Below are 26,420 nucleotides of genomic sequence, written 5' to 3' on the forward strand. Positions count from 1 at the left end.
CGTCACCCTACCGAGACAGTCGTCGGCGACCCCGAGCTCTCACAGCGCACGTGGAGAGAGCGTCGCGAGCTCTCCTACGGGGTGCCGCGCAGTATCGCCTGCTTCACCTCGGCGATGGCCTTCGTCACCTCGATGCCGCGCGGGCACGCCTCCGAGCAGTTGAAGGTCGTGCGGCAGCGCCAGACCCCCTCCTTGTCGTTGAGGATGTCCAGGCGCACCTGGGCGGCCTCATCACGGCTGTCGAAGATGAAGCGGTGGGCGTTGACGATCGCGGCGGGGCCGAAGTACTGCCCGTCGGTCCAGAACACCGGGCACGACGAGGTGCACGCGGCGCACAGGATGCACTTCGTGGTGTCGTCGAAGCGGGCTCGCTCCTCGATGGACTGGATGCGCTCCTTCTCGGGCTTCGAACTCGCCACGAGGAACGGCTGCACCTGGCGGTACGACTCGAAGAAGGGCTCCATGTCGACGATGAGGTCCTTCTCGAGGGGAAGGCCCTTGATCGCCTCGACGTAGATCGGCTTCGAGATGTCGAGATCCTTGATGAGGGTCTTGCACGCGAGCCGGTTGCGACCGTTGATGCGCATGGCGTCAGAGCCGCAGATGCCGTGGGCGCACGATCGCCGGAAGGCGAGCGTGCCATCCTGGTCCCACTTGATCTTGTGAAGGGCGTCGAGAACGCGGTCGGTCGAGTACATCTCGACGTCGAAGTCCTCCCAGTACGGCTCCGTGTCCTGCTCCGGGTTGAAGCGGCGCACGATCAGCGTGACGGTGAAGGCTTGTACGGCGGTCGAGTCCGCTGCGGGAGCTTCGGGGGCGGCGGTCGCCATCAGTACTTCCTCTCCATGGGCTGGTAGTGGGTGATCGTGACCGGCTTCCAGTCCAGTCGGATGTGGTCTTCGGCGACGCCCGACCGCGGGTCGCCCGTGAGGTAGGCCATCGTGTGCTGCATGTACTCGGCGTCGTCCCGGTCGGGGAAGTCGTCGCGCATGTGACCGCCGCGGCTCTCCTTGCGGTTGCGGGCCGAGTAGACGACGACCTCGGCGATGTCGAGCAGGAAGCCGAGCTCGATCGCCTCGAGCAGGTCGGTGTTGAACCGCTTGCCGCGGTCCTGAATGCCGATGTTCTGGTACTTGTCGCGCAGCTGCGCGATGGTCTGCGTGACCTCGCTCAGCGACTCCTCCGTGCGGAACACCTGCGCGTTGCGGTCCATCTCCTCCTGCAGCTCGCGCCGCAGCGCGGCGATGCGCTCGGAGCCGTCGGCGGTGCGGATGCGTTCCACGAGTTCGCGCACATCCTTCGCGGGATCCTCGGGGAGCGGTGCGAAGTCGGCCTGGTTCGCGTACTCGACCGCGTAGGTGCCGGCGCGCTTGCCGAACACGTTGATGTCGAGAAGCGAGTTCGTGCCGAGTCGGTTGGAGCCGTGCACCGAGACGCACGCGCACTCTCCGGCGGCGTACAGACCGGGGATGACGGTGTCGTTGTCGGCCAGCACCTCCGCCTTGATGTTCGTGGGGATGCCTCCCATCGCGTAGTGCGCGGTCGGCATGACGGGCACGGGCTCGTGCACCGGGTCGACGCCGAGGTAGGTGCGCGCGAACTCGGTGATGTCGGGCAGCTTGGTCTCGAGCACCTCGGCTCCGAGGTGCGTGCAGTCGAGCAGCACGTAGTCCTTCTCCGGGCCCGCTCCGCGGCCCTCCGCGACCTCCTGCACCATGCAGCGCGAGATGATGTCGCGCGGCGCGAGGTCCTTGATGGTGGGCGCGTAGCGCTCCATGAAGCGCTCACCGCTCGCGTTGCGCAGGATCGCGCCCTCGCCGCGGGCGCCCTCGGTGAGGAGGATGCCGAGCCCGGCGAGCCCGGTGGGGTGGAACTGGAAGAACTCCATGTCCTCCAGCGGGATGCCCTTGCGCCAGATGATGCCGACGCCGTCGCCCGTGAGCGTGTGCGCGTTGGAGGTGGTCTTGTAGATCTTGCCGAAGCCGCCGGTGGCGAAGACGACGCTCTTCGCGTGGAAGACGTGCAGATCGCCGGTCGCGAGCTCGTAGGCCACCACGCCGGCCGCCCGACCCTCGCTCATGACGAGGTCGAGCACGTAGAACTCGTTGTAGAACTCGATGCCGAGCTTGACGCAGTTCTGGAACAGCGTCTGCAGGATCATGTGGCCCGTGCGATCGGCAGCGTAGCAGGCGCGGCGCACGGGAGCCTTGCCGTGATCGCGCGTGTGACCGCCGAAGCGGCGCTGGTCGATTTTGCCCTCCGGCGTGCGGTTGAAGGGCAGACCCATGTTCTCGAGATCGATGATCGCGTCGATGGCCTCCTTCGCGAGGATCTCCGCCGCGTCCTGGTCGACGAGGTAGTCGCCGCCCTTGACGGTGTCGAAGGTGTGCCACTCCCAGCTGTCCTCCTCGACGTTCGCCAGGGCAGCGGCCATGCCGCCCTGCGCGGCGCCCGTGTGGGAGCGCGTCGGGTACAGCTTCGAGATGACGGCGGTCTTGGCGTTCGGCCCGGCCTCGATGGCGGCGCGCATGCCCGCCCCGCCGGCGCCGACGATCACGACGTCGAACTGGTGCTGGTGCACCGTGGTCGGGGCGGGGGAGACGGTGCTGGCGGTGTCGGGGCTCACGAGAGTTCTCCACAGAAGGATGCGACGAGGGCGGGATCGGCGCCGGCTGGGCAGGGGTCGAAGGTGAAGATGACGAGCGTGCCGAGGATGAGCAGCACGGCGGCCGAGGAGGCGAGGGCCCCGAGGAGGATGGCACGCACGCGCGGCGCCGACACGTAGTCGTTGATGATCGTGCGCATGCCGTTCGACCCGTGGATGAGGGCGAACCAGAGCAGGAAGAAGTCGTACCACTGCCAGAACGGGTCGGCGAGCTTGCCGGCCACGAAGGCGAAGTCGATCTGACTGACGCCGTCGCCGAGCACGAGGTTGACGAAGAGGTGGCCGAAGATCAGGCCGACGAGGATGACGCCGGAGACGCGCATGTAGATCCAGCCCCACTTCTCTAGGTTCACGCCGCGCTTCGAGCGCGCGTGCGGGCTGCGCGGGGCATCCAGCTGGGAGACGTCTGCGGTAGTCATGTCAGCCTCCGAACACGCTGATGAGGTGGCGAGGAGTGAAGGCGAGCATCACGACGACGCTCAGGGCGATCACCACATAGAACATCGCCTTCTGGTGTCGGGTCCCGACGCCCCAGAAGTCGACGAGGATGATGCGCAGGCCGTTGAACGCGTGGAAGACGATCGCGGCCACGAGTCCGAGCTCGGCGATGCCCATGAGCGGGGTCTTGTAGGCGCCGATCACGGCGTTGTACGCCTCTGGGCTCACGCGGATCAGCGCTGTGTCGAGAATGTGGACGAGCAGGAAGAAGTAGATGGCCACACCGGTGATGCGGTGCAGCACCCACGACCACATTCCCTCGTTGCCGCGGTACAGGGTGCCGCCGGGGATCACCGATCGTCGCGGTGCGGGAACGGTGGTGGTCGCCGGTGAGCGGTTCGCTCCGGCACCCCCTGTTGTTGCGGGCATTGCCTTCGCTGGCACGAGAAACCCTCCTTGGGGAACGGTGACGACGAGCGCCTTCCGCGTCGGAGGGTGCTCGCGGGGTCCTGAGGACTCCGTTATCTCGACTGGTGGCCGCCGATAGGGGTCAGTCTACGTCGACTTTTCTGAGTGCCGGTGTCAGCACGGGCGTGCGTGCGCCGACGCTCTCGTAGTGCGCCAGGAGCTGGTCCCCGAGCGATTCCCAGGTGCGCCCGAGCACCGATCGGCGCCCCGCCTCGCCCAGACGAGCTCGGCGCCCGGGGTCGGCAGCGAGGGCGCCCACCGCGCGGGCGAGGGATCGAGGATCGTGCGGATCGGTGAGCAGACCGCTCACACCGTGCTCGATCAGGTCGATGGGACCGCCGGAGCGCGGAGCGATCACGGGTGTGCCGCTCGCCTGCGCCTCCTGAATGGTCTGACCGAACGTCTCCTCCGTGCCGGTGTGGGCGAACACGTCGAGGGCCGCGTAGGCGCGGGCGAGCTCGCGGCCGTGCAGAGGGCCGGTGAACGTGACGGGCATGCCGCCGAGCGCGCGGCGCACGCTGGTCTCGGAGGGGCCGCCGCCGACGATGATGATCCGGATGCCCGGCACGCCGCGCAGCGCTGAGAAGGCCTCGACCTGCTTCTCTGGCGCGAGTCGCCCGACGTACCCGACGAGCAGCTCGCCGTCCGGCGCCCACGCGCGTCTCAGTCGGGCGACCTCGGGCTCGAGCCGAGTGCGCGGGTGGTAGCCGTCGAGGTCGACTCCGCGGCCCCAGCGCGCGATGCGCTGTACTCCCGCCGCGGCAAGGTCGGCCATGGCCGCGCTGGACGGGGCGAGCGTGAGGTCTGCCTTGTCGTGCACGAGGTTCACAACGCGCCACGCGAACCCCTCGGCGAGGCTCAGTCGGTTGCGCCGCGCGTATCCGGCGACGTCGGTCTGGAAGACGGCGACGCTGGGGATTCCGAGCCGCGAGGCTTCGCCGATCGCGTGGGCGCCGAGCAGGAACGGCGAGGCGGCGTGCACGACGTCCGGTGCGAAGTCTGTCAGGGTGCGGTGCACGAGCGGCGTCGGGATACCGACCGGGAAGCGCCGGTACAGAACGGCGGGCACCTCGTGCACGGGCGCGCCAGCGTACTCGCTCGGAGACCCCGCGGCGGGGGCGATGACGATGGCCTCGTGGCCGCGGCGCTGCAGGTGCTCGAGCACCCGGGCGACGGAGGTCGTGACCCCGTTGACGGTGGGCAGGAAGCTCTCGCTCACCACGGCTACACGCATGTCGGGCATCCCTTCGCCAGCCTTCGCTGACCTCATGCTCCGTGCGTCAGGTGGCCCCTTCGTGAACGGGGGTTGCCGGTAGGGTGACGGGCATGCGAGCGACTACCACCGCGCTGACGGACTTCCACGCGGTGATCCCGGCGGGGGGCGTCGGCTCCCGGCTGTGGCCGCTCTCCCGGGCCGAGGCTCCGAAGTTCCTGCACGACCTGACGGGCAGCGGTCACACCCTGCTGCGCGACACCTGGAATCGCGTTCTGCCGCTCACGGGCACCGACGGCATCATGGTCGTCACGGGCCGCGCCCATCGCGCCGCCGTGGAGGCGCAGCTGCCCGATCTGACGGACGCCAACATCGTGCTCGAGAGCGAGCCGAAAGACTCCTCGGCCGCGATCGGTCTCGCCGCGGCGATCCTCGTGCGCCGCAATGCCGACGTCGTCATCGGCTCCTTCGCGGCCGATCACGTCATCGGCGACGCGGACGCCTTCCGCCGCGCCGTCAGCGAGGCGGTCGCGGTTGCGAGGAAGGGCTACATCACGACGATCGGGATGACCCCCACCGAGCCCTCCGTGGGCTTCGGCTACATCTGCTGCGGCGAGCCGCTCGCGGTCGAGGGTGCTCCGCGCGCCCAGCTCGTGACGCGCTTCGTCGAGAAGCCCGACCTCGCGACGGCGACCGAGTACGTCTCCTCGGGCGAGTACCTCTGGAACGGGGGGATGTTCATCGCCCGCGCCGACCGGCTGCTCGAGGAGATCGCCCGGTCGCAGCCCGAGCTCCACGCGGGCCTCGTGCGGATTGCGGCGGCGTGGGACACCTCCGAGCGCTCCCAGGTCATGGACGCGGCCTGGCCCGTGCTGCCGAAGATCGCGATCGACTACTCGGTGGCAGAGCCCGCGGCCGCGGCTGGTCGCCTCGCGGTCGTGCGCGGCGACTTCCCGTGGGACGACGTGGGCGATTTCTCGTCTCTCGCCAAGCTGCTCTCGAACGGCCGCACGGGCGACTTGGCGATCCTCGGCGAGGGCGCCCGCGTGCTCTCCGACTCCTCGAGCGGGGTCGTCGTGTCGCGTTCCTCGCGCCTCATCTCCCTCATTGGGGTGCAGGACATCGTGGTAGTCGACACGCCGGATGCCCTGCTCGTGACCACGCGCGAGCACGCTCAGCGCGTCAAGTCGGTCGTCGACGCGATCAAGCACTCCGGCCGCGACGACCTCCTGTAGGCGCCCGCACCGCGGGCGCCCGGCGACCGTCCGCGCTGAACCGCACCGAGTCCCGCCCCCGGCGATGCTCATTTGAGCAGCAGTGTACGCACGAGCGCAGCAGGAGCCGCGGAATGCCGCGGATTTCCGGCACATGACAGTCTCGTCGCGGATTCGTAACGCTTCGGTCACCAGGGCCCTTCGGCACTGCTGAGGAGGCTTCCCGTTCGCTAACGTGGCCCCATGAGCCCCGCCATCGGTAGCGGGGCGGCAACTTTGGAGGACACAGTGATCAACACCACCCGTAAGCGCGCGTTCAGCGGGCTCGCCCTGCTCGGCGCCAGCGCACTCGTGCTCGCCGGCTGCGCGGCCGCTCCCGAGCCGGAGGCGCCCGAGGAGACCGAGGCGCTCGACTTCTACCCCTGCATGGTGTCGGACGCCGGCGGCTTCGACGACCGCTCGTTCAACGAGGCGGCGTTCAACGGCCTCGAGGAGGCCGCCGCCGAGCTCGGCGTCGAGTTCAACGCCGTCGAGTCGGCTGACGAGAACGCCTACGAGCCCAACGTCGAGGGCCTTGTCGCCGAGGGTTGCGACATCATCATCACGGTCGGCTTCCTGCTCGCCGAGGCGACGGCCAACGCGTCGGCCGCGAACCCCGACATCAACTTCGCCATCATCGACGAGTTCGTCGAGGGCGACAACGTCAAGCCCATCCAGTTCGACACCGTCCAGGCGGCGTTCCTCGCCGGCTACGCGGCGGCGAGCTACTCGGAGACCGGCGTCGTCGGCACCTTCGGCGGCATCCAGATCCCGCCGGTGACGATCTTCATGGACGGCTTCGTCCAGGGCGTCGAGTACCACAACGAGGTCAAGGGCACCGACGTCCAGGCTCTCGGCTGGGACTTCGAGGGTCAGACCGGCGCCTTCACCGGTGGCTTCGCCCCCGGCACCGAGGCGCTCACGACGGCTCAGGGCCTCATCGATCAGAACGTCGACGTGCTGCTGCCCGTCGGTGGCCCGATCTACCAGAGCGCCGCAGAGGCGATCCGCGACTCCGGCCGCGACATCGCGCTCCTCGGCGTCGACTCCGACGTCTACGTCTCCGACCCCAGCGTGGCCGACCTGCTTCTCACCTCGGTGCTGAAGAACATCGCCAACGGTGTCTACGACGTCGTCATCGCTGCGGCGAACGGCAACTTCGACAACAGCCCCTACGTCGGCACGCTCGAGAACGACGGTGTCGGCCTGGCGTCGTTCCACGACTTCGAGTCGCTCGTCGACCCGGAGCTCGCGGGTGAGATCGATGCGGTCATCGCCGGCATCATCGACGGTTCGATCGAGGTCACCTCGCCCGCCACGCCGGGTCAGTAGTCGGCGCGGGGCCCTCGGCTCCGTCGTCGCATCTCATCGAGGGAGGTCAGCACTGCTGGCCTCCCTCGATGCGTTGCTGGGCATCCCGCGATCGCGTTGCCGCACAGCGCTCACATGAGCACAGAATCGCTCAGATTCGGGTAGCCCTGCTCCCCTACAGTGGAGACCGATAGGCACACCGGCGTCGCCCTGCGCGTCGCCAGCGGGCCTCACCGGTTGCACAGCAGCGCCGCATCTCGACGGCGCAGGAAGGCCGAGAGAGATGAAACTCGAGCTTCGGGGCATCACCAAGCGCTTCGGTGCGCTGGTCGCCAACGACCACATCGACCTCACGGTCGAGCCGGGCGAGATCCACGCGCTCCTCGGTGAGAACGGCGCAGGCAAGTCGACCCTCATGAACGTGCTCTACGGCCTCTACCAGGCCGAGGAGGGCGAGATCCTCCTCGACAACGAGGTGCAGCACTTCGCCGGCCCCGGCGATGCTATGGCCGCCGGCATCGGCATGGTGCACCAGCACTTCATGCTCATCCCGGTCTTCACGGTGGCCGAGAACGTCATGCTCGGCCACGAGGAGACGCAGTTCGGCGGCCGACTCGACCTCGAGGCCGCGCGCGCAACCGTGCGCGAGATCTCGCAGCGCTTCGGCTTCGACATCGATCCGGATGCCCGCATCGAAGACCTCCCCGTCGGTGTGCAGCAGCGGGTCGAGATCATCAAGGCGCTCTCCCGCAACGCGAACGTGCTCGTCTTCGACGAGCCGACGGCGGTGCTCACGCCTCAGGAAACCGATGAGCTCATGGAGATCATGCGCCAGCTCAAGAGCGAGGGCACCTCGATCGTCTTCATCACCCACAAGCTGCGCGAGGTGCGCGAGGTTGCCGACCGCATCACCGTCATCAGGCTGGGCAAGGTCGTCGGCGAGGCCGAGCCGACCGCGACCAACGCCGAACTCGCCTCGCTCATGGTGGGTCGCGCGGTCGACCTCACGGTCGACAAGGCGCCCGCCCAGACCGGAGGCGACGCCCTCGTGGTGAGTGGGCTCACGGTCACGGACGCCGTCGGGCACGTCCTCGTCAACGACGTCTCGTTCACGATCAAGAAGGGTGAGATCCTCGCCATCGCGGGGGTGCAGGGCAACGGGCAGACCGAGCTCACCGAGGCGATCATGGGCCTGCAGTCGCACGTGCGCGGCTCCGTCCAGCTCGACGGCACGGAGCTCATCGGCCGCAGCACGCGGGGCGTGCTCGATGCCGGCGTCGGGTTCGTGCCCGAGGACCGCACTGAAGACGGCCTCGTGGGCACTTTCACCATCGCGGAGAACCTCATGCTCGACCGCTCGACCGGCGCCCCCTTCGTCAAGCGCGGCACTCTGCAGCTCGCGCACCTCGCTGAGTTTGCGGTGGAGCGCGTCGAGGAGTTCGATGTGCGCACCCAGGGCATCACGTCGCCCGCCGGCAGCCTTTCGGGCGGCAACCAGCAGAAGGTCGTGCTCGCCCGCGAGCTCAGCCGCGAGCTCAGCTTGCTCATTGCGGCGCAGCCGACCCGCGGCCTGGACGTGGGGTCGATCGAGTTCGTGCACAAGCGCATCGTCGCAACTCGCGATGACGGCGTGCCCGTCATCGTCGTATCGACCGAGCTCGACGAGGTGACGGCCCTCGCCGATCGCATCGCGGTCATGTACCGCGGTCGCATCATCGGCATCGTTCCCGGCGATACTCCGCGCGACGTGCTCGGACTCATGATGGCCGGCGAGACCCCCGCGGAGGTGGCGGCGTGAGCAACACCAACGACCCGAAGGACGCAACGCCCGGCGGGGCCGCGGCATCCCCGGCGGCCAAGGGCAATCCTGCCGAGACGGTGGAATCCGAGCCTCTCGCCCCCGAGACCGCGGACCCGGCTGGCGCTCAGAGCGCCACGCACGACGTTCCGCCGCCCCCGCGCAGCACGCAGATCCTCAAGGAGATCTTCGGCGGCAGCGCCGCGATCTCCGTGCTCGCCGTGCTGCTCGCTCTCCTGGTGGGCGGCATCCTCATCGTCATGACCGATGAGGCCGTCCAGGAGGCCGCCGGGTACTTCTTCTCGCGGCCGGCCGACACCTTCCGCGCGATCGCCGACGCCGTCGGCGGAGCCTACGCGGCACTGTTCCGCGGTTCGGTATTCAACTACCTCCGACCCGACGACCTCGTCGCAGCCTTCCGACCCATCACGGAGACCCTGGCGAACGCGACCCCGCTCATCGCCGCCGGACTCGGCGTGGCGCTCGCCTTCCGGGTCGGCCTGTTCAACATCGGTGGGCGCGGCCAGATGCTCATCGCGGCAGCGGCGGCGGGCTACGTGGGCGCCTACATCCCCATGCCGCCCGTAATCCACCTCATCGTCGCGCTCGTCGTCGGCATCATCGGCGGCGCCCTGTGGGGCGGCATCGTGGGCCTTCTCAAGGCGCGAACCGGCGCTCACGAAGTGATCGTGACGATCATGCTCAACTACGTGGCGTTCTACCTCGTCTCCTACCTGCTGCGCACCGAGGGCGCACTGCAGGCACCCGGCCAGAACAACCCCAAGAGCGGTGCGATGCTCGAGACCGCGGTGTTCCCCGACCTTCTGGGCCCGCAGTACAACCTCAACCTGGGCTTCATCTTGGTCGTCCTCGCCACGATCTACGTGTGGTACCTGCTCAACCGCTCGGCGATGGGGTTCCAGTTCCGCGCAGTGGGCGAGAACCCGCACGCGGCACGCGTGGCCGGCATCAACGTGGGCAGCGTCTACGTCAAGGTCATGCTCATCGCGGGTGCCCTCGTCGGGCTCGCCGGCGTCTACCAGGTGCTCGGCAACTTCACGGGCGGCTTCGCCGCCGGCCTTGACGCCGGCATCGGGTTCGACGCCATCACGGTCGCGCTGCTGGGACGCTCGAAGCCCTGGGGAGTGTTCTTCGCGGGCATCCTCTTCGGCGCCCTCAAGGCGGGCAGCTACACGATGCAGGCGGCCGAGGGCATTCCCGTCGACATCGTCTTGGTCGTGCAGTCGTTCATCGTCCTCTTCATCGCCGCGCCGCCTCTCGTGCGCGCGATCTTCCGATTGCCGACGCCGGATTCCTCGTTCCGCTGGCGACTCCCCTCGAACTCGCGCACGAAGGAGGCGGCTCGATGAGCGCCGTGACCACGACATCCGCTCCGTCGACGGCGGCACCCGCCAACGTGACCGTGCGCAGCTGGAAAGCACCCATCGCGTTCGTGATCTTCACCGTCATCGGTGCCGCGCTCTTCCTCGGGCTCGGGCGAGGCGGAGACACCACCTACCGGCTCAGCGACGGGCGGGACGCGATCCAGCTGCCGGCGCTCGTACTGCCCTCCTACGCGACGGGCATCGTCACGGTCGCCCTCATGGCGGCGATCGCCGTCGGCGCTTTCCTCTTGGTGCGGTCCGCCCGCAAGGTGCCGCTGTGGCTCACGACGCTGTTCGCGCTCCTCTTCCTGCTCGGCTTCCTCACGTGGGCGGCGGCGGGGGCGACCGTTCCGCTCGTCGGACTGCTGGCCGGCGCCCTGACGGTGAGCACGCCGCTCATCTTCGGCGCCCTGGGCGGCGTGATCTCCGAACGCGTCGGAGTCGTCAACATCGCCATCGAGGCTCAGCTGCTTGCGGGCGCCTTCGTCGCGGCCATGATCGGCACGCTCACCGGTCAACCGCTGCTCGGCCTCCTCGGGGCCATGGTCTCCGGCGCGCTGGTCTCGGTGATCCTGGCATCGTTCGCCATCAAGTACCTCGTCGACCAGGTCATCGTCGGTGTGGTGCTCAACGTGCTCGTCATCGGACTCACCAGCTTCTTCTACTCGACCTACATGGTCGACAACCCGGAGCTCTTCAACTCGCCCGACAAGTTCGAGCGCGTCGCGATCCCGCTGCTGAGCGACATTCCTGTGCTCGGGCCGATCCTGTTCAACCAGACGCTCATCGTCTACATCATGTTCGTGCTCGTGCCGACCGTCTGGTTCGCGCTGTTCAAAACCCGCTGGGGCCTGCGCCTGCGCTCGGTCGGCGAGCACCCGAAGGCCGCCGACACCGTGGGCATCAACGTGAAGGCCACGCGGTTCTGGAACGTGCTGCTCGCGGGCGCGATCGCCGGTGGTGGCGGTGCGTTCTTCACCCTCGCGGCCGTCGGCTCCTTCGCCAAGGAGATGACGAACGGTGCGGGCTTCATCGCGCTCGCCGCCGTCATCTTCGGCCGCTGGGATCCGATTCGCGCCACGCTCGCGGCACTGCTGTTCGGTTTCGCGACGAACCTGCAGTCGACACTCTCGATCGTCGGTTCCCCGGTGCCGAGCGAGTTCATGCTCATGCTGCCGTACATCGTCACGATCTTCGCCGTCGCCGGGCTCGTCGGAATGTCGAGGCCGCCGGCGGCCTCGGGCAAGCCGTACATCAAATAGGGGAGGCTCCGTGGCTGAGATCGACTGGGATGCTCTGCGCGAGGTCGCCCTCGACGCCATGAGGAAGGCCTACGTTCCGTACTCGAACTTCCCCGTCGGCGTCGCAGCGATCGTCGACGACGGCCGCGTCATCGCGGGCTGCAACGTCGAGAACGCGTCGTACGGCCTCACGCTCTGCGCCGAGTGCGCGCTCGTCTCGAGCCTGCACATGACCGGGGGCGGTCGCCTGGTCGCGTTTACCTGCGTCGACGGCGACGGAGGCGCGCTCATGCCCTGCGGCCGATGCCGCCAGCTGCTGTTCGAGCACTCCGCGGACGGCATGCTGCTCGAGACCGTCTCCGGCATCAGGACCATCGACGAGGTGCTTCCCGACGCCTTCGGCCCCCGTACCCTCGAGACCTATCGATCGACGCACGACTGACAGGAGCATCACCCATGGCCATCGAGCCGTTCGACGTCGTCGACCTCATCCGCACCAAGCGCGACAGCGGCACCCTCACGACCGCCCAGATCGACTGGATGGTCGATGCGTACACCCGCGGCTACATCGCCGACGAGCAGATGTCGGCCATGACCATGGCGATCTTCCTCAACGGCATGGAGCGGGAGGAGATCACGGCGCTGACCCTGGCGATGGTCGCCTCGGGCACACGGCTCGACTTCTCGGGCCTCGACAAGCGCACGACCGACAAGCACTCCACGGGCGGAGTCGGCGACAAGATCACGTTGCCGCTCGCGCCGCTCGTCGCCTCATTCGGCGTAGCCGTACCGCAGCTCTCCGGCCGCGGGCTGGGCCACACCGGCGGAACGCTCGACAAGCTGGAGAGCATCCCGGGGTGGCGGGCGTCGATCAGCACCGACGAGATGATGCAGCAGCTGCGCGATGTTGGCGCGGTGGTGTGCGCCGCCGGCTCGGGCCTCGCGCCCGCCGACGGCAAGCTCTACTCTCTGCGCGACATCACCGGCACGGTCGAGTGCATTCCCCTGATCGCCTCATCCATCATGTCGAAGAAGATTGCGGAGGGCACGGCGGCGCTCGTGCTCGACGTGAAGTTCGGCTCGGGTGCGTTCCTGCAGGACATCGAGCGCTCGCGCGAACTCGCGCAGGTCATGGTGCGGCTCGGGGAGGACGCCGGCGTCGCGACGCGCGCCGTGCTCACCAACATGAACGTGCCGCTCGGGCTCGCGATCGGCAACGCCAACGAGGTGCGCGAGTCGGTCGAGGTGCTGGCCGGCGGCGGCCCCGCTGACGTGGTCGAGCTCACGGTCACCCTCGCCCGGCACATGCTCGAGCTCGCCGGCGTCACCGACCCCGATGTCGAGGCGGCGCTGCAGGACGGCCGTGCGATGGATGCCTGGCGCGGCATGATCGCAGCGCAGGGCGGCGACCCAGATGCCCCGCTGCCGGTCGCGCCGGAAACCCACACCGTGCACGCCGAGACCTCCGGGGTGCTCGTCGAGCAGGAAGCGCTTCCCTTTGGCATCGCCGCCTGGCGCCTGGGCGCGGGGCGCGCCCGCAAGGAGGACCCCGTCGATCACGGCGCCGGTATCGATCTGCACGTCAAGCCGGGCGAGCACGTCGAGGCCGGGCAGCCGCTGTTCACGATGCTCACGAGCGACGAAGGTCGGTTCGCGCGCGCGATGGAGGCGCTCGAGGGCGCCTACCGCATCGGCTCGGTCGACGACGAGGTGCGCACGGGCGGCCCTCTCATCGCAGGCGTCATCGAGTAGCGCGAGTGGAGCATCCCCCGGTGAGTCGCGGGCGGCGCGCGAGGCGTCGGCGGTGGGAGGGACGCCGGTAGGCTCGCGACATGGCTCAGAGCACCGCAGCGCCGCGCCCGATTCCCCACCCGTCGCCGCTCAGACGGCGCACGGTCGCCGGCTACGCGATCGGTTCACTCGGCACGGGAGGGTTCGGCACCCTGCCCGGCCTCGTTCTGCTCTACTACATGACCGACTCGCTCGGCATCACGGCGCTGGTCGCCGGGCTCATCGTCACCGTGGCCAAGCTGTGGGACGTCGTCATCGACCCGGTGATCGGGGCCCTCAGCGACCGCATGCGCCAGCGCTCCGGCACGCGCCGCACACTCATGCTCGTCGGCGCCCTGAGCCTTCCGCTCTTCTTCGCGGCGACCTTTGCCGTGCCCGCGGAGCTGACCGGAAGCCTCGCGGCGCTGTGGGTGCTCATCGCCTTCGTGCTCTCCACCACGGCATTCAGCCTGTTCCAGGTGCCCTACATCGCCCTCCCGGTCGAGATCGCCGGCGACTACGACGGTCGAACCCGCCTCCTCACCTGGCGCGTCGTCGTGCTGACGGTCGCGATCCTGGTGTTCGGGGCGGGCGGCCCCGTGCTGCGCGGGCTCGGCGACGATCCGCGACTGGGCTACCTGCTGATGGGCGTGGTGGCGGGGCTCGTCATCTCAATCGGCCTTAGCGCCTCGTCGTTCACCGCGCCGCGCGGCCTCGCGGCGGGCGGCGGTGCGCCGTCGAGAGTCGCCGACGCCTACCGGCAGGCGCTCGTCGTGCTGCGCGAGAGCCGGCCGCTGCGACGGCTGCTCGGCGGCTTCGTGCTGCAGGCGCTCGCGACCGGGCTCATGCTCGCGGCCGCGCAGTACGTCGCCACCTGGGTGCTCGTGAGCGAGGACTCGGTAACGCTGCTCTTCCTCGCGCTCATCGCCCCTGCCGTGCTGGTCACCCCGGTGTGGGGGCGTCTCGCGAGGCGCTACGGAAAAGAGCGGATGTACCTGCTCGCCTCGGTGCTGTTCGGCGTCGCGGCCCTCAGCATCGTCATCGCCGTCATCGCGCCCGGAGCGTGGATCTACCTTCCCGTGGGGGTCGCCGGAGCCGCGTACGCCGGCATGCAGGCTCTTCCGCTCGCGATGCTGCCCGACGTGATCGCCCACGACGGTCGGCGGCGTGGCCGGGAGCGCGCCGGAGTGGTGAGCGGCGTGTGGACCGCGGGGGAGACAGCGGGGATGGCGCTCGGCGCGACGCTCCTCGCCCTCGTGCTCAGCATCGCGGGGTACGTGGAGTCGACAGCCGAGGTCGTCGTGGTGCAGCCGGCGAGCGCCACGCTCGCCATCGTGCTGGCGTTCAGCGTCATCCCTGCCGCACTCGTCGCGGCGAGCATTCTGGTGCTGCGCGGCTACGGTCTGAGCCGCCGGGATATCGACACCCCGGCACCGGTCGGAGCCCCCGTCAGCGACGACCAGCCAGCGGGAGACGATCGGTGACGGGGTCGGGGCCCGCGCCGGCGCAGATCCTCGCCGAGCTCGAGCGCCTGCGCGCCGGCGATGCGCCCACCCACGGCGGTCACGTGCTCTCGTATGTCTACGACTCCGGCTCGGCCGAGCTCGATGAGCTCGCCGCCTCCGCGATCCGCCTGTTCCAATCGGTCAACGGGCTCGACCCGACCGTCTTTCCCTCGGTGGCGCGTCTGGAGAGCGACCTCGTCGCCTTCGGCCGCGGCGTCCTCCACGGGGGCGACGACGTCGTCGGCACGGTGACGACGGGCGGCACCGAGAGCTGCTTGCTCGCCGTGAAGACGGCGCGGGACCTCTGGCACCGCGAGCACGGCAGGAGGGCTCAGCCTCGGGTTGTCGCGCCGACGACCGTGCATCCGGCGTTCCACAAGGCCGCGCACTACCTCGACCTGCAGCTCGACCTCGTGCCCGTGGACGTCGGCACGGGAGCCGTGCGAGCGGAGGACCTCATCGCGAGGCTCGACGACGACGTGGCACTCGTCGTGGTCTCGGCGCCGTCGTATCCGCATGCCGCGCTGGACCCGGTCGCCGAGGTCGCCGCAGCCGCCGAGAGGCTCGGCCTCTCCTGCCACGTCGATGCGTGCATCGGGGGGCTGGCGCTGCCGTGGTGGCCCGGTCTTGCTGCCTGGGACTTCAGCGTTGCGGGCGTGACGAGCATCTCCGCCGACCTGCACAAGTACGGCTACGTGCCCAAGGGCGCGAGCCTGCTCCTGCACCGGGGGCGACGTCGCCGCGACGCGCAGTACTTCGCGACGACCTCGTGGCCCGGGTACCCCGTCGTCAATCCCACGATGCTCGGCTCGCGCTCGGCCGGCGTCCTCGCGGCCGCGTGGGCGATCACGACGCGGCTGGGCGAGGCGGGATACGCCGATCTCGTCGCGCGCACGCGCGAGGCCACCGAGGCTCTGATCCGGGCAGTCGGGTCGATCGACGGCCTCGCTGTTCTCGGTCGGCCCGCCGGGCCCCTCTTCGCGGTCGTCACCGACAGCAGTCGCCCCGAGCGGCAGCAGGTCGATCCGCACCGCTGGGCGGACGCGGTGCGGCGGCACGGTTGGCTGCTGCAGCAGCAGCCCGGCTTCGCGCAGGCAGACGGCTCCGTGCTGCCGCGCAGCACGCACGTGACCGTCACGCCGGTAACGCTCGGTGTGCTCGGGCCCCTCGTGACGGCACTGCAGGAGGCGGCCGAGGAGGTGCGGGGTCTGCCCCCGGCGAGTGCGGCCGGTGTGCTCGACGCGCTGCCCGCCGGGCTGCTCGCGAGCCTGTCGGCCAGCGGTTCGACCGCCGCCGATCTCGACCAGGGGGCGCTCGCGGGTGTGCTCGAGCAGGCGGGTATCGGCCCGAGCGGCACGCTGCCCGACGATGCCGCCGAGCTCACGGCGCTCATCGAGGCGCTACCGCCCGCGCTCGTCGAGCAAGCGCTAATCGGGCTGCTCGGCTCGCTCATCGACCCGCAACCCCGCGCGTCGAGATGAGCCTTCGCGTCGAGTCGCCTCGACGACGCGCGCATCTCGGCCGACAGCCGCATCTCGACGGCGGTGCGGGGGCCAGGGCGCTCGGGCGTGGAGCCTAGACGGGGTGATCGCCGATGCGCTCGAGCGCATCGACCACGAGATCCCAGAACCGGTCGGCGTCGAGGTCCATCGCCACACTCGTCGGGCAGTCGTCGGGGGCGGGGGCGCGCAGGTCGGCGACCGTCATGCCGAGGGTGAGGGTGCCCGTGAGCTCGACGTTGAGCGGGGCTCGCACGGTGCGCATGATGCTCGGGTCGATGACGTACGCCACGGCGCACGGGTCGTGCACGGGCGGGTGGTCGAAGCCCTGTGCATCCTGGTAGGAGTGCGCGAAGAACTCCAGCAGCTCGCCCGTGAAGCGGGCAGGCCCGGTGCCGATCGCGGCGATGCGCGCGCAGACCTCGTCGGTCGCGAGCGCCTGGTGCGTGACATCCAGCCCCACCATCGTGAGCGGCCAGCCGGCGGTGAACACGATGTGCGCGGCCTCCGGGTCGATGACGATGTTGAACTCGCTCGTGGCGCTCCAGTTGCCGACGTGGACGCCGCCGCCCATGAGCACGACCTGCTTGACCCGCTCGACGATGCGCGGCTCGCGGCGCACGGCGAGGGCGATGTTGGTGAGGGCGCCGGTCGGCACGAGCGTGACGGTGCCGGGCTCGTGGGCCATCACGGTCTCTACGATGAGGTCGACCGCGTGCCGGCCGTCGAGCTCGATCACGGGCTCCGGCAGCACGGGACCGTCGAGCCCCGACTCCCCGTGGATGTCGGGAGCCGTCTCGACCTCGCGCACGAGGGGGCGCTCCGACCCGCGCGCGATGGGCACGGAGTCGAGACCGATGACACGCGCGACCGCGAGCGCATTGCGGGTCACCTTCTCGATCGTCTGATTGCCCATGACGGTCGTGACGGCGAGCAGCTCGATCTCGGGTGATCCGTGAGCAAGCATGAGGGCGACCGCGTCGTCGTGGCCAGGGTCGCAGTCCAGGATGATCTTCTCGGGCATGGGACGAGCCTAGCGATAACTGACACATATGAAAGCAGCTTGCATCTGTGTAGAGTGCGCCCATGAGCACCGACCTCGACCCCGAGACCCTCGCCGCCCGCGGCGCCGCCCGTATCGACTGGATCCGCTCACGCATGCCCCTGCTGGCCGAGGCGCGCGATGCCCTCGCGGCGACACGACCTTTCCAGGGCCACCGCATCGGCATGAGCCTGCATCTCGAGCCCAAGACCGCCGTGCTGCTCGAGGCGCTGCAGGCGGGCGGCGCCGACATCGTGGCCACCGGCAACCACGGTTCGACTCAGGACGACGTGGTCGCCTACCTGCGCACCCTCGGCATGACCGTGCACGGCCGGCGCGTCGACACCCTCGACGACCATCGCGCGAACGTCGCCGCCGTCGATGCGGCGCGGCCGAGCATCCTGCTCGACAACGGTGCCGACCTTGCCGCGCTCGCGGCGGCGCGCGTCGACCCGGCAGCCGTCAGCGCGGGCGACCGCACGGGCGGCACGGGCATCGTCGGCGGAACGGAGGAGACCACGAGCGGCGGGCTACGGCTGCGCGCAGAGCTCGCGCAGGGCATCCCGTTCCCGATCCTCGTGATCAACGACTCGCGTCTCAAGGCCATCGGCGAGAACAAGCACTCCGTCGGGCAGTCCGTCGTCGAGAGCCTCATGCGCATCACGAACCTGCGTCTCGCCGGCCGTCGCTTCCTGGTCGCCGGATACGGCTGGTGCGGGCGCGGCATCGCCCAGTACCTGCGCGCCATGGGCGGCAAGGTCGCGGTCGCCGAGATCGACGAGCTCGTCGCCTTCGAAGCCGCCTGGGACGGCTACCGGGTCGGGCCCATCGAGGAGCTCGCCGAGTGGGCGGAGGTGGTCATCACGGCCACCGGGCACCCCGACGTCGTCACCCCCGCAGTGCTCGAGCGCCTCGCCGACGGCGCGGTGCTCGCCAACGCCGGTCATGTGCCGTGGGAGATCGACGTCGCCGCGCTCTACCACCAGTCCACCGCGCGCACGCTGCTCGACGACGCTATCGAGCGCATCGACCTGCCGGGCGGGCGCCACGTGATCCTGCTCGCCGAAGGGCGCATGGTCAACCTCGCCGGCCGCGAGCCGAAAGGCAACTCGCTGGAGGCGATGGATCTCGGCTTCCTGCTGCAGGCGCTCTCGCTCGAGCGCGTGGCGACGAGCGCCGAGTCCCTCGCGACCGGCGCGCAGCCGGTGCCCGACGACATCGACCGCGACATCGCCAGACGGATGCTCGCCGTCATGGGCGCGGAGCGGTGACCGCGCAGAGCCAGCCCCCTCGCGATCCAGGATCGCGCGCGACGTCGACGCCGCAGCCCGACTACGCGGTGCCGGCTCTCGACAAAGCGCTCGACATCCTCGAGCTGCTCGCCGACGAGCCAGGGGGTCTTTCGCAGTCGGAGATCGCCGATGCCACGGGGCGCAGCGTCGGGCAGATCTACCGCGTACTCGTCTCGCTCGAGAGGCGCGGCTACCTCGTGCGCGAGCGCGCCGGCCGCTACCTGCTCGGCACACGATTGTTCGACCTCGCCCACCGGCACGCGCCCGTGCGGGGCCTCGAGGCCGCCGCGCTGCCGATCATGCGCGAACTCGCAGAGAGTGTGCGGCAGTCGTGCAATCTCGCCGTGCTCGAGGGCGACCGCGTGCGCGTCGTCGCGCAGGTGGAGTCTCCCGCCGACTTCGGCTATCGGGTGCGCGTGGGCGCCCTGTTCGACGTCGCGGGCACCGCGACCGGCGACGTGCTCGCCGGCAACGGCGACGAGCTCGTGCGGGCGGACGCTCTGCAGCCCGGCATCACCGACGTCGTGGCCGCCGTGCGTGGCGCCGCCGGGGCCACGATCGCTGCGCTCACGGTGCCCTATGTGAGCACGAGCTTCAGCACGGTCGCCCACACCCAGGTCGTGCAGCGGGCTCGCAGCGCGGCCTATGAGATCTCGCAGGCGCTCGGGTGGAGAGCCGGGGTCACGGGCGGGTAACGACCGGTAGGTTGGGACCATGACGACGGCGACGCAGAACCTCCTTCCCGGCACCGAACTCGCCCTGGAGGCTCTGCCGAAGGTGTCGCTGCACGACCACCTCGACGGCGGCCTGCGCCCCGCCACGATCGTCGAGCTCGCGGCCGAGATCGGCTACGAGCTGCCGGCAGGCGCCACCGACGCCGAGTCGCTCGGCCAGTGGTTCGCCACCCAGGCCAATTCTGGTTCGCTCGTGCAGTACCTCACGACGTTCGACGTGACGATCGCGGTCATGCAGACCCGCGACGCGCTCGTGCGCGTCGCCCGCGAGTTCGTGCACGACCTCGCGGCAGACGGCGTCGTGTGGGGCGAGATCCGCTGGGCGCCCGAGCAGCACCTGCAGAAAGGCCTGAGCCTCGACGAGGCCGTCGAGGCCGTGCAGCAGGGCCTGGACGACGGAGTCGAGGCGGCGCGCGCAGCCGGCACGAGCATCCGCGTCGGTCAGCTCGTCAGCGCCATGCGCCATGCCGATCGCGGCCTCGAGATCGCCCGGCTCGCCCTCCGCCACCGCGACACGGGCACCGTCGGCTTCGACATCGCGGGTGCCGAAGCAGGGTTCCCGCCCGCCCGGATGCGCGACGCGTTCGAGCTGCTCGCCGACGAGTTCTTCCCCGTGACCATCCACGCCGGCGAGGCGGACGGCATCGAGAGCATCCGCGGGGCGCTGCGCGATGGGCACGCCCTGCGCCTCGGCCACGGTGTGCGCCTACTGGAGGACATCACGCTGGTCGACGAGGGCGAGATGACGCGCGCGAGCCTCGGCCGCATCGCCGAGTGGGTCAAAGACCGCGGCATCGCCCTCGAGACGAGCCCCAGCTCGAACCTGCAGACCGGCGCCATCGCCGCGTGGGGCGACGCCATGGAGGATCACCCGCTCGACCTCTTCACGCAGCTCGGGTTCCGCGCGACCGTCAACACCGACAACCGCCTCATGAGCGCGACGACGCTCAGCCGCGAACTGCGCCTCGTGGCCGAGGCGTTCGACTACGACCTCGACGACATTCTCGCCCTCCAGCTGAATGCTGCGCAGGCGGCCTTCCTGCCCGTCGAGGACCGCGAGGCGCTCATGGACACCATCATCGCCGGCTTCGAGGAGCACGCATGAGTCTGCCCGCCCTCGCCGACCGCGCCATCGTGCTGCAGGCGCACGCCGCCGACTGGCGCGCCGCCGTGCGCCTCGCCGGCGACGCCCTCGTCGACAGCGGCTGCACGACCGCCGAGTACACGGAGGCGATGCTGCGCCTCGTCGAGACCCACGGCCCGTACATCGTCATCGCCCCGGGCCTGGCGCTCGCGCATGCGCGCCCCGGCCCCGAGGTGCGCCACGACGGGCTCTCGGTCGTGACGCTCGCCGAGCCGGTGGAGTTCGGGCACGCCCACAACGATCCGGTCTCCGTCGTCATCGGCCTCGCGGGTGTCGCGGCCGACGCCCACCTGAGCGCCGTCGCCGACCTCGCGAACGCGTTCAATGACTCGTCGGCCATCCAGGCGCTCTCCCGGGCGACGAATCGTGAGGATGCCCGCGCCATCCTCGAGGGGCGCCGAGTGCCATGACGGTGCCGCGTGAGGGGGCCTCCGCATGAAGATCGTCGCCATCTGCGGTGCCGGCATCGGGTCGAGCGGCATCCTCAAGGTCAACGCCGAACGCGTGCTGCAGCGGCTTGGCGTGACGGCCACCGTCATCGCCGCCGACATCGACTCGGTGGCACGCGTCGCCGCCGACGCGCAGGTGATCCTCACGAGCGAAGAGTTCGTGGAGGCGATCGGGCGCACGCACGCCGACGTCATCGTCGTGCGCAACTACTTCGACACCGACGAGCTCACGCAGAAGCTGACCGACGCCGTCGGCTAGGCGACCCGCTCCTCCCAAGGGTCGGGCGGCAGAGGTGGCTTGCGCAGCGATAGCGCCACCGCGATACCGAGCGCGGTGAGCGGCGCGACGTACGGCGCGAACGCGAAGAGCGTGAGGGCGACGAAGAATCCGGTGCCGACCCCGATGACGACGGACCGCAACGGACCGCCCACCGTCTCGCCACGGGCATCGTGCGTCGGCTGCAGAGAGACCGCGGCGAGACCCGCGGCGACCCCCGTCGTACCCAGGAGGGCGTAGAAGAACGCCAGGCCGCCGAAGACCGCCGTCGGGGCGGTAGCGATCTCGATCGTGAGAACGAGCGGGCGGATGAGCAACACCAGGTAGGCGCCGACGAGCAGCCATTCGGCCCGTGCTGCGCGACCCGTCACCGCGTGCACGGCGCGCAGAAGGGGAAGGAAGCCGAGCAGGGCGACCGCGTTGAGGCCCAGGAAGATCTGCACAGCGACGACCGGGTCGGTGCTCTCGCTGAGCAGCACGAGCTCGAGAACGGGCACCATGAGCATCACGACGGCGACGACGGCGGCGACAATGCCAGCCCTGCGACCGGGGGCGCGTGAGAGCCGCTCGAGCATGCTCGAGGTGGGTGAGCTCGGGGAGGGCTCGGTCATGAACGCACCTTTCTGCGCAGGGAGAGCAGCACCGTCACCACGGCGACGAAGGCCAGCAGGATTCCGCCCGTGCTCGCGATGGCGATCCACCAGGCGATCGCCGCGGTCGTCGCCACCATGGCCGCTCCGGCAGGGCCGGAACCGCGCACAGCGTGGTGCAGCCGCCCCACGACGAGGGCGACCGCGACCGACTGCAGCGCGAGCGCCGAGAAGTACACGGCGTCGGCGGGGGAGGCGACGATCGCGGCCGAGGCGGCGCCGAGCATCCCGAGGCAGGCCCAGGTGACGATGCGCAGCTCGGGCCAACAGCGCAGGAGCAGTACCGCCTGCGCGAGGAGGGCCGCAGCGCCGAGCGAGGCGACCGCGAAGCCCTGGCCCTGCCGCAGCACGCCCTGCTCGGCCAGCAGGATGCCGGCTGTCCACGCGACGACGACGATCGTGAGCGCCGCGATGCCGAGCGCGATCGTCGTTCGACGGTGCCGGCGCGACCACGGCCTCGTGTCGGTGGGTGCGGTCACGAACAGGGGCAGGCCGGGCAGGCCGGAGACGCCGATGTTGCGCCCCTGCGCCTGGCCGCGCTCGATCATCTCCCGCTCGATCTGCGCGCGGATCTCCAGCTCGCGGGCGACCCGCGCGTAGTGCGCACGATCGGCGATGCCGAGCCCCACTGCGGCCGCCATGATGAACGTCGGGGAGACGCCCGCGACCATGAGCGGTACGCCGAGACCGACCCCGCCGATGCCCGCCCAGATGTGGGCGGCGAACGCGTCGACGTAGGGGCGGATGAGCACCGAGGTGGATGCGGCGGCCGCGGCCGCCGTCACGGTCACCGTCGCCGCCGAGACCACGTCGAGAGTGCCGATGGGCCGATCGGGGCCGACGACGATGAGGGCGATCACCCCCATCGTGGCGAGCGCGCTCGCCGTCGAGATGATGATCGTCGCGACCGCCGCCGTGCGGTCCAGCCGATCAGCACCTCGGCGGTTGTAGAGCGCGGCGAGCCCGACCGCGCCGAGCCCGATCGCGACGGACGTGAGGCTCGAGCCACCGGGCAGCGCAAGAGCCGAGACCCCGAGGCCGGCCGACCACAGTAGCAGAGCCGCGAACCACAGCCCCGCGACGGCGGGCGGCAGCAGCGGGGCGCGGGTCACCCCTCCACCCTAGGCTCTGCGCGCACGACGACCGCGGCGCGGCGGCTCAGGTGACGAGCGCGCGCATGCCGGCCTCGAGGGCGGCCACCTCGGCCTGCGCGGCCGCCCGGCGCTCGCTCACCGAGCCTTGCTCGCTCGACGCGTCGATGTAGACCTTCACCTTCGGCTCGGTGCCGCTCGGCCGCACGATCACGCGGGCGCCGCCGTGCATCCAGAATCGCAGGATGTCACCGGGCGGGTAGTCGCCGAAGCCGCGGATGAAGTCGTCGACCTGGCGCACCCGCAGCCCGCCGATCTCCGCAGGAGCCTGCTCGCGCAATCCCGACATGATCTTTCCGATGCGGCTCAGGTCGGTCACCCGCAGCGACACCTGCGCGCTTGCGAACGCCCCGAACAGAGCATCGAACTCGCTCTGCCGGTCGGCGAGGGTGCGACCCGCCGCTGCGAGCTCGCCCACCATCGTGAGGAACTCGACCGACGCGGAGATGCCGTCCTTGTCGCGCACGGTGGCCGGGTTGACGAGGTACCCGAGAGCCTCCTCGTAGCCGAAGCGCAGCCGGGGGGTGCGCGAGATCCACTTGAAGCCGGTGAGCGTGTCGCGGTAGTCGAGACCGTAGTGGCGGGCGATGACGCCCAGGGCGGGGGACGAGACGAGCGATGCCGCAAGTGCGCCATCCTGGCCCTCGCGCTGCAGACGCTCCGCAGCCCGCCACCCCAGCAGCGCACCGACCTCGTTGCCGCTCAGGCGCCGCCAGCCGGCGCTATCCGCCGTCGCCGACTCCGGCCGGGGCACCGCGACCGCGAGGCGGTCGGCATCCGGGTCGTGCGCGATGATGAGCTCGGCGCCCGCACGGTTCGCCGTCGCGATCGCGAGATCCAGCGCTCCCGGCTCCTCGGGGTTCGGGAACGACACGGTGGGGAAAGCGCCATCCGGTTCCCCCTGCTCGGCGACAACCGTCGGCTCGCCCAGACCCGCGGCGGCGAAGACGCGCTGGGAGACCTCCCACCCGACTCCGTGCATCGGCGTGTAGACGAACGGCACGGGCACGAAGGGCACGGTCTCGTTCGCGTCGTCGCCGACGGCGCCGCGGAGGTTCGCGATCGCGGCGGTGCGCTCGACGTATGCGTCGACGACATCCTCGCCCGCCACCTCGAACTCTGTCGACCGGGGCAGGTCGCCCACGGCGACACCGCGCGCCACCTGCAGGATCGCCTCGTGGATGAGCCCATCGCTGGGCGGCACGATCTGCGCACCCTCATCGTCATCGCCGAGGTACACCTTGTAACCGTTGTCGCGCGGCGGGTTGTGGCTCGCCGTCACCATGACGCCGGCGCTCACGTCGAGGTGGCGCACCGCGAAGGCGAGCACGGGGGTCGGCAGCATGCGCGGCAGCAGCGTGACCCGCACGCCGGCACCGGCCATGATCTCGGCGCTGTCGCGCGCGAACACGTCGCTGTTGGTGCGGCCGTCGTAGCCGATCACGACGCTCGGCGCCGGGCCGTCCAGGCCGCCGGGGCGCTCGGGTCGATCGAGCAGGAACCGCGCGAGGCCCGCCGCCGCCTGCGCGACGAGCACGCGGTTCATGCGGTTCGGCCCAGCGCCGAGCTCGCCGCGCAGCCCAGCCGTGCCGAACGCGAGACGCGAGCCGAATCGGTCGCGCAACCCCGCGATCGCGGTGGCCTCGCCCCGCTCGGCGCCGTCGATGAGCGTCGCGAGCTCGTCGCTCGTGACCGGGTCGGGGTCTTGTGCGAGCCAGTTCTTGGCGTCGTCGAGATGCGTCATGCCGCGCCCCTACAGCTCGGCCACGATGCGCGCGAGCAGGGCGCTGATCACCGGTTCAGCATCCCGACCGGCTTCGATGACCTCGTCGTGGCTGAGCGGGTTCGGTGAGATACCGGCCGCGAGGTTCGTGATGAGCGAGAGGCCCAGCACCTCCATGCCGGCCTGCCGTGCCGCGATCGCCTCGAGCGCCGTCGACATGCCCACGATGTGACCGCCGAGGGTCTTGGCCATCTGCACTTCGGCAGGAGTCTCGTAGTGCGGGCCGCGGTTCTGCACGTACACGCCCTCGTCGAGCGAGGGGTCGACGGTGTGCGCGAGGTCGCGCAGCCGCTGTGAGTACAGGTCGGTCAGGTCGATGAACGTCGCGCCCTCGAGAGGCGAATCGCCCGTCAGGTTCAGGTGGTCGCTGATGAGCACGGGCGTGCCGGGGCTCCAGTGCGGCTTGATGCCGCCGGCGCCGTTGGTGAGGATCATCGTGGTGGCCCCCGCGGCGGCCGCGGTGCGCACCGAGTGCACGACGCGCCGCACGCCGTGGCCCTCGTAGTAGTGGGTGCGGGCGCCGATGACGAGCGCGCGCTTGCCGCTCGGCAGCAGGATCGAACGCAGCGTGCCGACGTGGCCTTCGAGGGCGGGCGTCGAGAAGCCGGCGATGTCGGGGGCGGCGATCGTGTGCGTGGTCTCGCCGATGAGGTCGGCGGCTTTCGCCCAGCCCGAGCCGAGCGTGAGCGCGATGTCGTGGCGCTCGACGCCGGTCGCGTCGGCGAGCTGCGCAGCAGCCTGGGCGGCGACCGCGAACGGGTCGGCAGCGGGGTCGTCGAGAGGGTTGTGCGGTGCGTGGTGGGACATGCCCTCATGGTAGTGATGCGCGGGTGAGCGGCGGCGTGCGCAGGCGCGCGCGTTCGCGCGGGCCCTGCGGGAGGTCGAGCGCCCGATGCTCGGTGCAACAATGGAGCAATGGCTACTTCCTTCGACCGAACGCAGCGCCTCGTCGTCCTCGGCGGGGGTCCCGGCGGCTACGAGGCGGCCCTCACCGGTGCCCAGCTGGGTGCCGATGTCACGCTCGTCGAGAGCGTCGGGGTCGGCGGCTCTGCCGTGCTCACCGACGTCGTCCCCTCGAAGACGCTCATCGCCACGGCTGACGCCGCCACGGCGATCTCCGACGCGGGCGACCTCGGCGTGCAGTTCTTCGCGCGCGGCGAGTCGGGTCGGGCGTCCAAGCCGGAGGTCGCCGTCAACCTGACGCAGGTCAACCAGCGGCTGCTACGGCTCGCGCGCGACCAGTCGGACGACATGCGCGAGCAGCTCGAGGCTGCGGGCGTGCGCATCATCATCGGTGACGGTCGCCTCGAGGGGCCGCAGCGGGTCGTCGTCTCTGCGGGCAGCGGCAGCAA

Annotated in this window: 25 protein-coding genes; 15 read left to right on the forward strand and 10 right to left on the reverse strand. The window is 70.3% G+C overall.

The window, feature by feature from the left end:
- Positions 1–74: 74 nt before the first annotated feature.
- The 5 genes from RJQ01_RS04200 to RJQ01_RS04220 all read right to left on the reverse strand — a co-directional run bounded on the left by RJQ01_RS04200 (position 75) and on the right by RJQ01_RS04220 (position 4,805).
- Entirely contained in the window at positions 75–830 is a 756-nt protein-coding gene (locus tag RJQ01_RS04200) for a succinate dehydrogenase iron-sulfur subunit (protein WP_350475470.1), read from the reverse strand.
- Positions 830–2,626: a succinate dehydrogenase flavoprotein subunit gene (gene sdhA / locus RJQ01_RS04205; protein WP_350475471.1), complete on the reverse strand. Its 1,797-nt coding sequence runs from the start codon at positions 2,624–2,626 to the stop codon at positions 830–832. The genes RJQ01_RS04200 and sdhA overlap by 1 nt, the downstream gene beginning before the upstream one ends.
- Positions 2,623–3,084 carry a succinate dehydrogenase, hydrophobic membrane anchor protein gene (gene sdhD, locus RJQ01_RS04210; RefSeq protein WP_350475472.1) on the reverse strand — a complete coding sequence of 154 codons (462 nt, stop codon included), beginning with the start codon at positions 3,082–3,084 and terminating at the stop codon, positions 2,623–2,625. Before sdhD ends, sdhA begins: the two co-directional genes overlap by 4 nt.
- A gap of 1 nt (position 3,085) precedes the next feature.
- Positions 3,086–3,547: a succinate dehydrogenase, cytochrome b556 subunit gene (gene sdhC / locus RJQ01_RS04215; RefSeq protein ID WP_502885224.1), complete on the reverse strand. Its 462-nt coding sequence runs from the start codon at positions 3,545–3,547 to the stop codon at positions 3,086–3,088.
- Positions 3,548–3,653: 106 nt separating this feature from the next.
- On the reverse strand, positions 3,654–4,805 hold the full coding sequence (locus tag RJQ01_RS04220) for a glycosyltransferase family 4 protein (protein ID WP_350475494.1): 1,152 nt from the start codon (positions 4,803–4,805) through the stop codon (positions 3,654–3,656).
- Between the two features lie 92 nt (positions 4,806–4,897).
- On the opposite strand from RJQ01_RS04220, the gene RJQ01_RS04225 reads away from it, so the two are divergent.
- The 9 genes from RJQ01_RS04225 (at position 4,898) to RJQ01_RS04265 (ending at position 16,528) form a co-directional block, all read left to right on the forward strand.
- Positions 4,898–6,019, forward strand: a complete 1,122-nt coding sequence (locus RJQ01_RS04225) for a mannose-1-phosphate guanylyltransferase (protein WP_350475473.1) — start codon at positions 4,898–4,900, stop codon at positions 6,017–6,019.
- A gap of 222 nt (positions 6,020–6,241) precedes the next feature.
- Positions 6,242–7,369: a BMP family lipoprotein gene (locus tag RJQ01_RS04230; RefSeq protein ID WP_350475474.1), complete on the forward strand. Its 1,128-nt coding sequence runs from the start codon at positions 6,242–6,244 to the stop codon at positions 7,367–7,369.
- Between the two features lie 262 nt (positions 7,370–7,631).
- A complete protein-coding gene (locus RJQ01_RS04235; protein ID WP_350475475.1) occupies positions 7,632–9,146 on the forward strand; it encodes an ABC transporter ATP-binding protein in 1,515 nt (504 codons plus the stop codon).
- Positions 9,143–10,516: an ABC transporter permease gene (locus RJQ01_RS04240; protein WP_350475476.1), complete on the forward strand. Its 1,374-nt coding sequence runs from the start codon at positions 9,143–9,145 to the stop codon at positions 10,514–10,516. The genes RJQ01_RS04235 and RJQ01_RS04240 overlap by 4 nt, the downstream gene beginning before the upstream one ends.
- Positions 10,513–11,793 (forward strand): ABC transporter permease, encoded by a 1,281-nt coding sequence (locus tag RJQ01_RS04245; protein WP_350475477.1) that lies wholly within the window; start codon positions 10,513–10,515, stop codon positions 11,791–11,793. Before RJQ01_RS04240 ends, RJQ01_RS04245 begins: the two co-directional genes overlap by 4 nt.
- Positions 11,794–11,803: 10 nt before the next feature.
- A complete protein-coding gene (locus RJQ01_RS04250) occupies positions 11,804–12,214 on the forward strand; it encodes a cytidine deaminase (protein ID WP_350475478.1) in 411 nt (136 codons plus the stop codon).
- Positions 12,215–12,228: 14 nt separating this feature from the next.
- On the forward strand, positions 12,229–13,524 hold the full coding sequence (locus RJQ01_RS04255; RefSeq protein ID WP_350475479.1) for a thymidine phosphorylase: 1,296 nt from the start codon (positions 12,229–12,231) through the stop codon (positions 13,522–13,524).
- 80 nt (positions 13,525–13,604) lie between these two features.
- Positions 13,605–15,026, forward strand: coding sequence for an MFS transporter (locus tag RJQ01_RS04260; RefSeq protein ID WP_350475480.1), 1,422 nt, complete (start codon positions 13,605–13,607; stop codon positions 15,024–15,026).
- Positions 15,023–16,528, forward strand: a complete 1,506-nt coding sequence (locus tag RJQ01_RS04265) for a pyridoxal phosphate-dependent decarboxylase family protein (RefSeq protein ID WP_350475481.1) — start codon at positions 15,023–15,025, stop codon at positions 16,526–16,528. The genes RJQ01_RS04260 and RJQ01_RS04265 overlap by 4 nt, the downstream gene beginning before the upstream one ends.
- 94 nt (positions 16,529–16,622) lie before the next feature.
- On the opposite strand, the gene uriH is transcribed toward RJQ01_RS04265, so the two are convergent.
- Positions 16,623–17,570, reverse strand: a complete 948-nt coding sequence (gene uriH / locus RJQ01_RS04270; protein WP_350475482.1) for a uridine-preferring nucleoside hydrolase UriH — start codon at positions 17,568–17,570, stop codon at positions 16,623–16,625.
- A 62-nt stretch (positions 17,571–17,632) separates the two neighbouring features.
- Between uriH and RJQ01_RS04275 the strand changes: the two genes are divergently transcribed.
- From RJQ01_RS04275 to RJQ01_RS04295, 5 genes are read left to right on the forward strand one after another with little or no spacing between them, the layout of a single operon-like run.
- Positions 17,633–18,859 (forward strand): adenosylhomocysteinase, encoded by a 1,227-nt coding sequence (locus RJQ01_RS04275; RefSeq protein WP_350475483.1) that lies wholly within the window; start codon positions 17,633–17,635, stop codon positions 18,857–18,859.
- On the forward strand, positions 18,856–19,575 hold the full coding sequence (locus RJQ01_RS04280) for an IclR family transcriptional regulator (protein WP_350475484.1): 720 nt from the start codon (positions 18,856–18,858) through the stop codon (positions 19,573–19,575). Before RJQ01_RS04275 ends, RJQ01_RS04280 begins: the two co-directional genes overlap by 4 nt.
- A gap of 19 nt (positions 19,576–19,594) precedes the next feature.
- Positions 19,595–20,719 (forward strand): adenosine deaminase, encoded by a 1,125-nt coding sequence (locus RJQ01_RS04285; protein ID WP_350475485.1) that lies wholly within the window; start codon positions 19,595–19,597, stop codon positions 20,717–20,719.
- A complete protein-coding gene (locus tag RJQ01_RS04290) occupies positions 20,716–21,168 on the forward strand; it encodes a PTS sugar transporter subunit IIA (protein WP_350475486.1) in 453 nt (150 codons plus the stop codon). The genes RJQ01_RS04285 and RJQ01_RS04290 overlap by 4 nt, the downstream gene beginning before the upstream one ends.
- Positions 21,169–21,193: 25 nt before the next feature.
- Positions 21,194–21,466: a PTS sugar transporter subunit IIB gene (locus RJQ01_RS04295; protein ID WP_350475487.1), complete on the forward strand. Its 273-nt coding sequence runs from the start codon at positions 21,194–21,196 to the stop codon at positions 21,464–21,466.
- Here RJQ01_RS04295 and RJQ01_RS04300 read toward each other — a convergent pair.
- The 4 genes from RJQ01_RS04300 to RJQ01_RS04315 are packed head-to-tail and all read right to left on the reverse strand — an operon-like array spanning position 21,463 to position 25,875.
- A complete protein-coding gene (locus tag RJQ01_RS04300; protein ID WP_350475488.1) occupies positions 21,463–22,095 on the reverse strand; it encodes a hypothetical protein in 633 nt (210 codons plus the stop codon). The two genes, RJQ01_RS04295 and RJQ01_RS04300, sit on opposite strands and share 4 nt — an antisense overlap.
- The gene (locus RJQ01_RS04305; protein WP_350475489.1) at positions 22,092–23,246 is read right to left on the reverse strand and encodes a hypothetical protein; all 1,155 of its coding nucleotides are present in this window, start codon (positions 23,244–23,246) and stop codon (positions 22,092–22,094) included. The genes RJQ01_RS04300 and RJQ01_RS04305 overlap by 4 nt, the downstream gene beginning before the upstream one ends.
- Positions 23,247–23,292: 46 nt before the next feature.
- Positions 23,293–25,029: a phospho-sugar mutase gene (locus tag RJQ01_RS04310; RefSeq protein ID WP_350475490.1), complete on the reverse strand. Its 1,737-nt coding sequence runs from the start codon at positions 25,027–25,029 to the stop codon at positions 23,293–23,295.
- A gap of 9 nt (positions 25,030–25,038) precedes the next feature.
- Positions 25,039–25,875 carry a purine-nucleoside phosphorylase gene (locus RJQ01_RS04315; RefSeq protein ID WP_350475491.1) on the reverse strand — a complete coding sequence of 279 codons (837 nt, stop codon included), beginning with the start codon at positions 25,873–25,875 and terminating at the stop codon, positions 25,039–25,041.
- A gap of 108 nt (positions 25,876–25,983) precedes the next feature.
- Between RJQ01_RS04315 and RJQ01_RS04320 the strand changes: the two genes are divergently transcribed.
- A partial coding sequence (locus RJQ01_RS04320; protein WP_350475492.1) for an FAD-dependent oxidoreductase occupies positions 25,984–26,420 on the forward strand: 437 nt, incomplete at its 3' end.

Source organism: Microcella sp. (assembly GCF_040286215.1).
Classification (GTDB): domain Bacteria; phylum Actinomycetota; class Actinomycetes; order Actinomycetales; family Microbacteriaceae; genus Microcella.

Coding starts and splice junctions, on each gene's coding strand:
- RJQ01_RS04200 (WP_350475470.1), bottom strand. CDS start 830: ATGGCGACCGCCGCCCCCGAAGCTCCCGCAGCGGACTCGACCGCCGTA.
- sdhD (WP_350475472.1), bottom strand. CDS start 3,084: ATGACTACCGCAGACGTCTCCCAGCTGGATGCCCCGCGCAGCCCGCAC.
- RJQ01_RS04220 (WP_350475494.1), bottom strand. CDS start 4,805: ATGCGTGTAGCCGTGGTGAGCGAGAGCTTCCTGCCCACCGTCAACGGG.
- RJQ01_RS04225 (WP_350475473.1), top strand. CDS start 4,898: ATGCGAGCGACTACCACCGCGCTGACGGACTTCCACGCGGTGATCCCG.
- RJQ01_RS04230 (WP_350475474.1), top strand. CDS start 6,242: ATGAGCCCCGCCATCGGTAGCGGGGCGGCAACTTTGGAGGACACAGTG.
- RJQ01_RS04235 (WP_350475475.1), top strand. CDS start 7,632: ATGAAACTCGAGCTTCGGGGCATCACCAAGCGCTTCGGTGCGCTGGTC.
- RJQ01_RS04245 (WP_350475477.1), top strand. CDS start 10,513: ATGAGCGCCGTGACCACGACATCCGCTCCGTCGACGGCGGCACCCGCC.
- RJQ01_RS04255 (WP_350475479.1), top strand. CDS start 12,229: ATGGCCATCGAGCCGTTCGACGTCGTCGACCTCATCCGCACCAAGCGC.
- RJQ01_RS04260 (WP_350475480.1), top strand. CDS start 13,605: ATGGCTCAGAGCACCGCAGCGCCGCGCCCGATTCCCCACCCGTCGCCG.
- uriH (WP_350475482.1), bottom strand. CDS start 17,570: ATGCCCGAGAAGATCATCCTGGACTGCGACCCTGGCCACGACGACGCG.
- RJQ01_RS04275 (WP_350475483.1), top strand. CDS start 17,633: ATGAGCACCGACCTCGACCCCGAGACCCTCGCCGCCCGCGGCGCCGCC.
- RJQ01_RS04285 (WP_350475485.1), top strand. CDS start 19,595: ATGACGACGGCGACGCAGAACCTCCTTCCCGGCACCGAACTCGCCCTG.
- RJQ01_RS04290 (WP_350475486.1), top strand. CDS start 20,716: ATGAGTCTGCCCGCCCTCGCCGACCGCGCCATCGTGCTGCAGGCGCAC.
- RJQ01_RS04295 (WP_350475487.1), top strand. CDS start 21,194: ATGAAGATCGTCGCCATCTGCGGTGCCGGCATCGGGTCGAGCGGCATC.
- RJQ01_RS04300 (WP_350475488.1), bottom strand. CDS start 22,095: ATGACCGAGCCCTCCCCGAGCTCACCCACCTCGAGCATGCTCGAGCGG.
- RJQ01_RS04310 (WP_350475490.1), bottom strand. CDS start 25,029: ATGACGCATCTCGACGACGCCAAGAACTGGCTCGCACAAGACCCCGAC.
- RJQ01_RS04315 (WP_350475491.1), bottom strand. CDS start 25,875: ATGTCCCACCACGCACCGCACAACCCTCTCGACGACCCCGCTGCCGAC.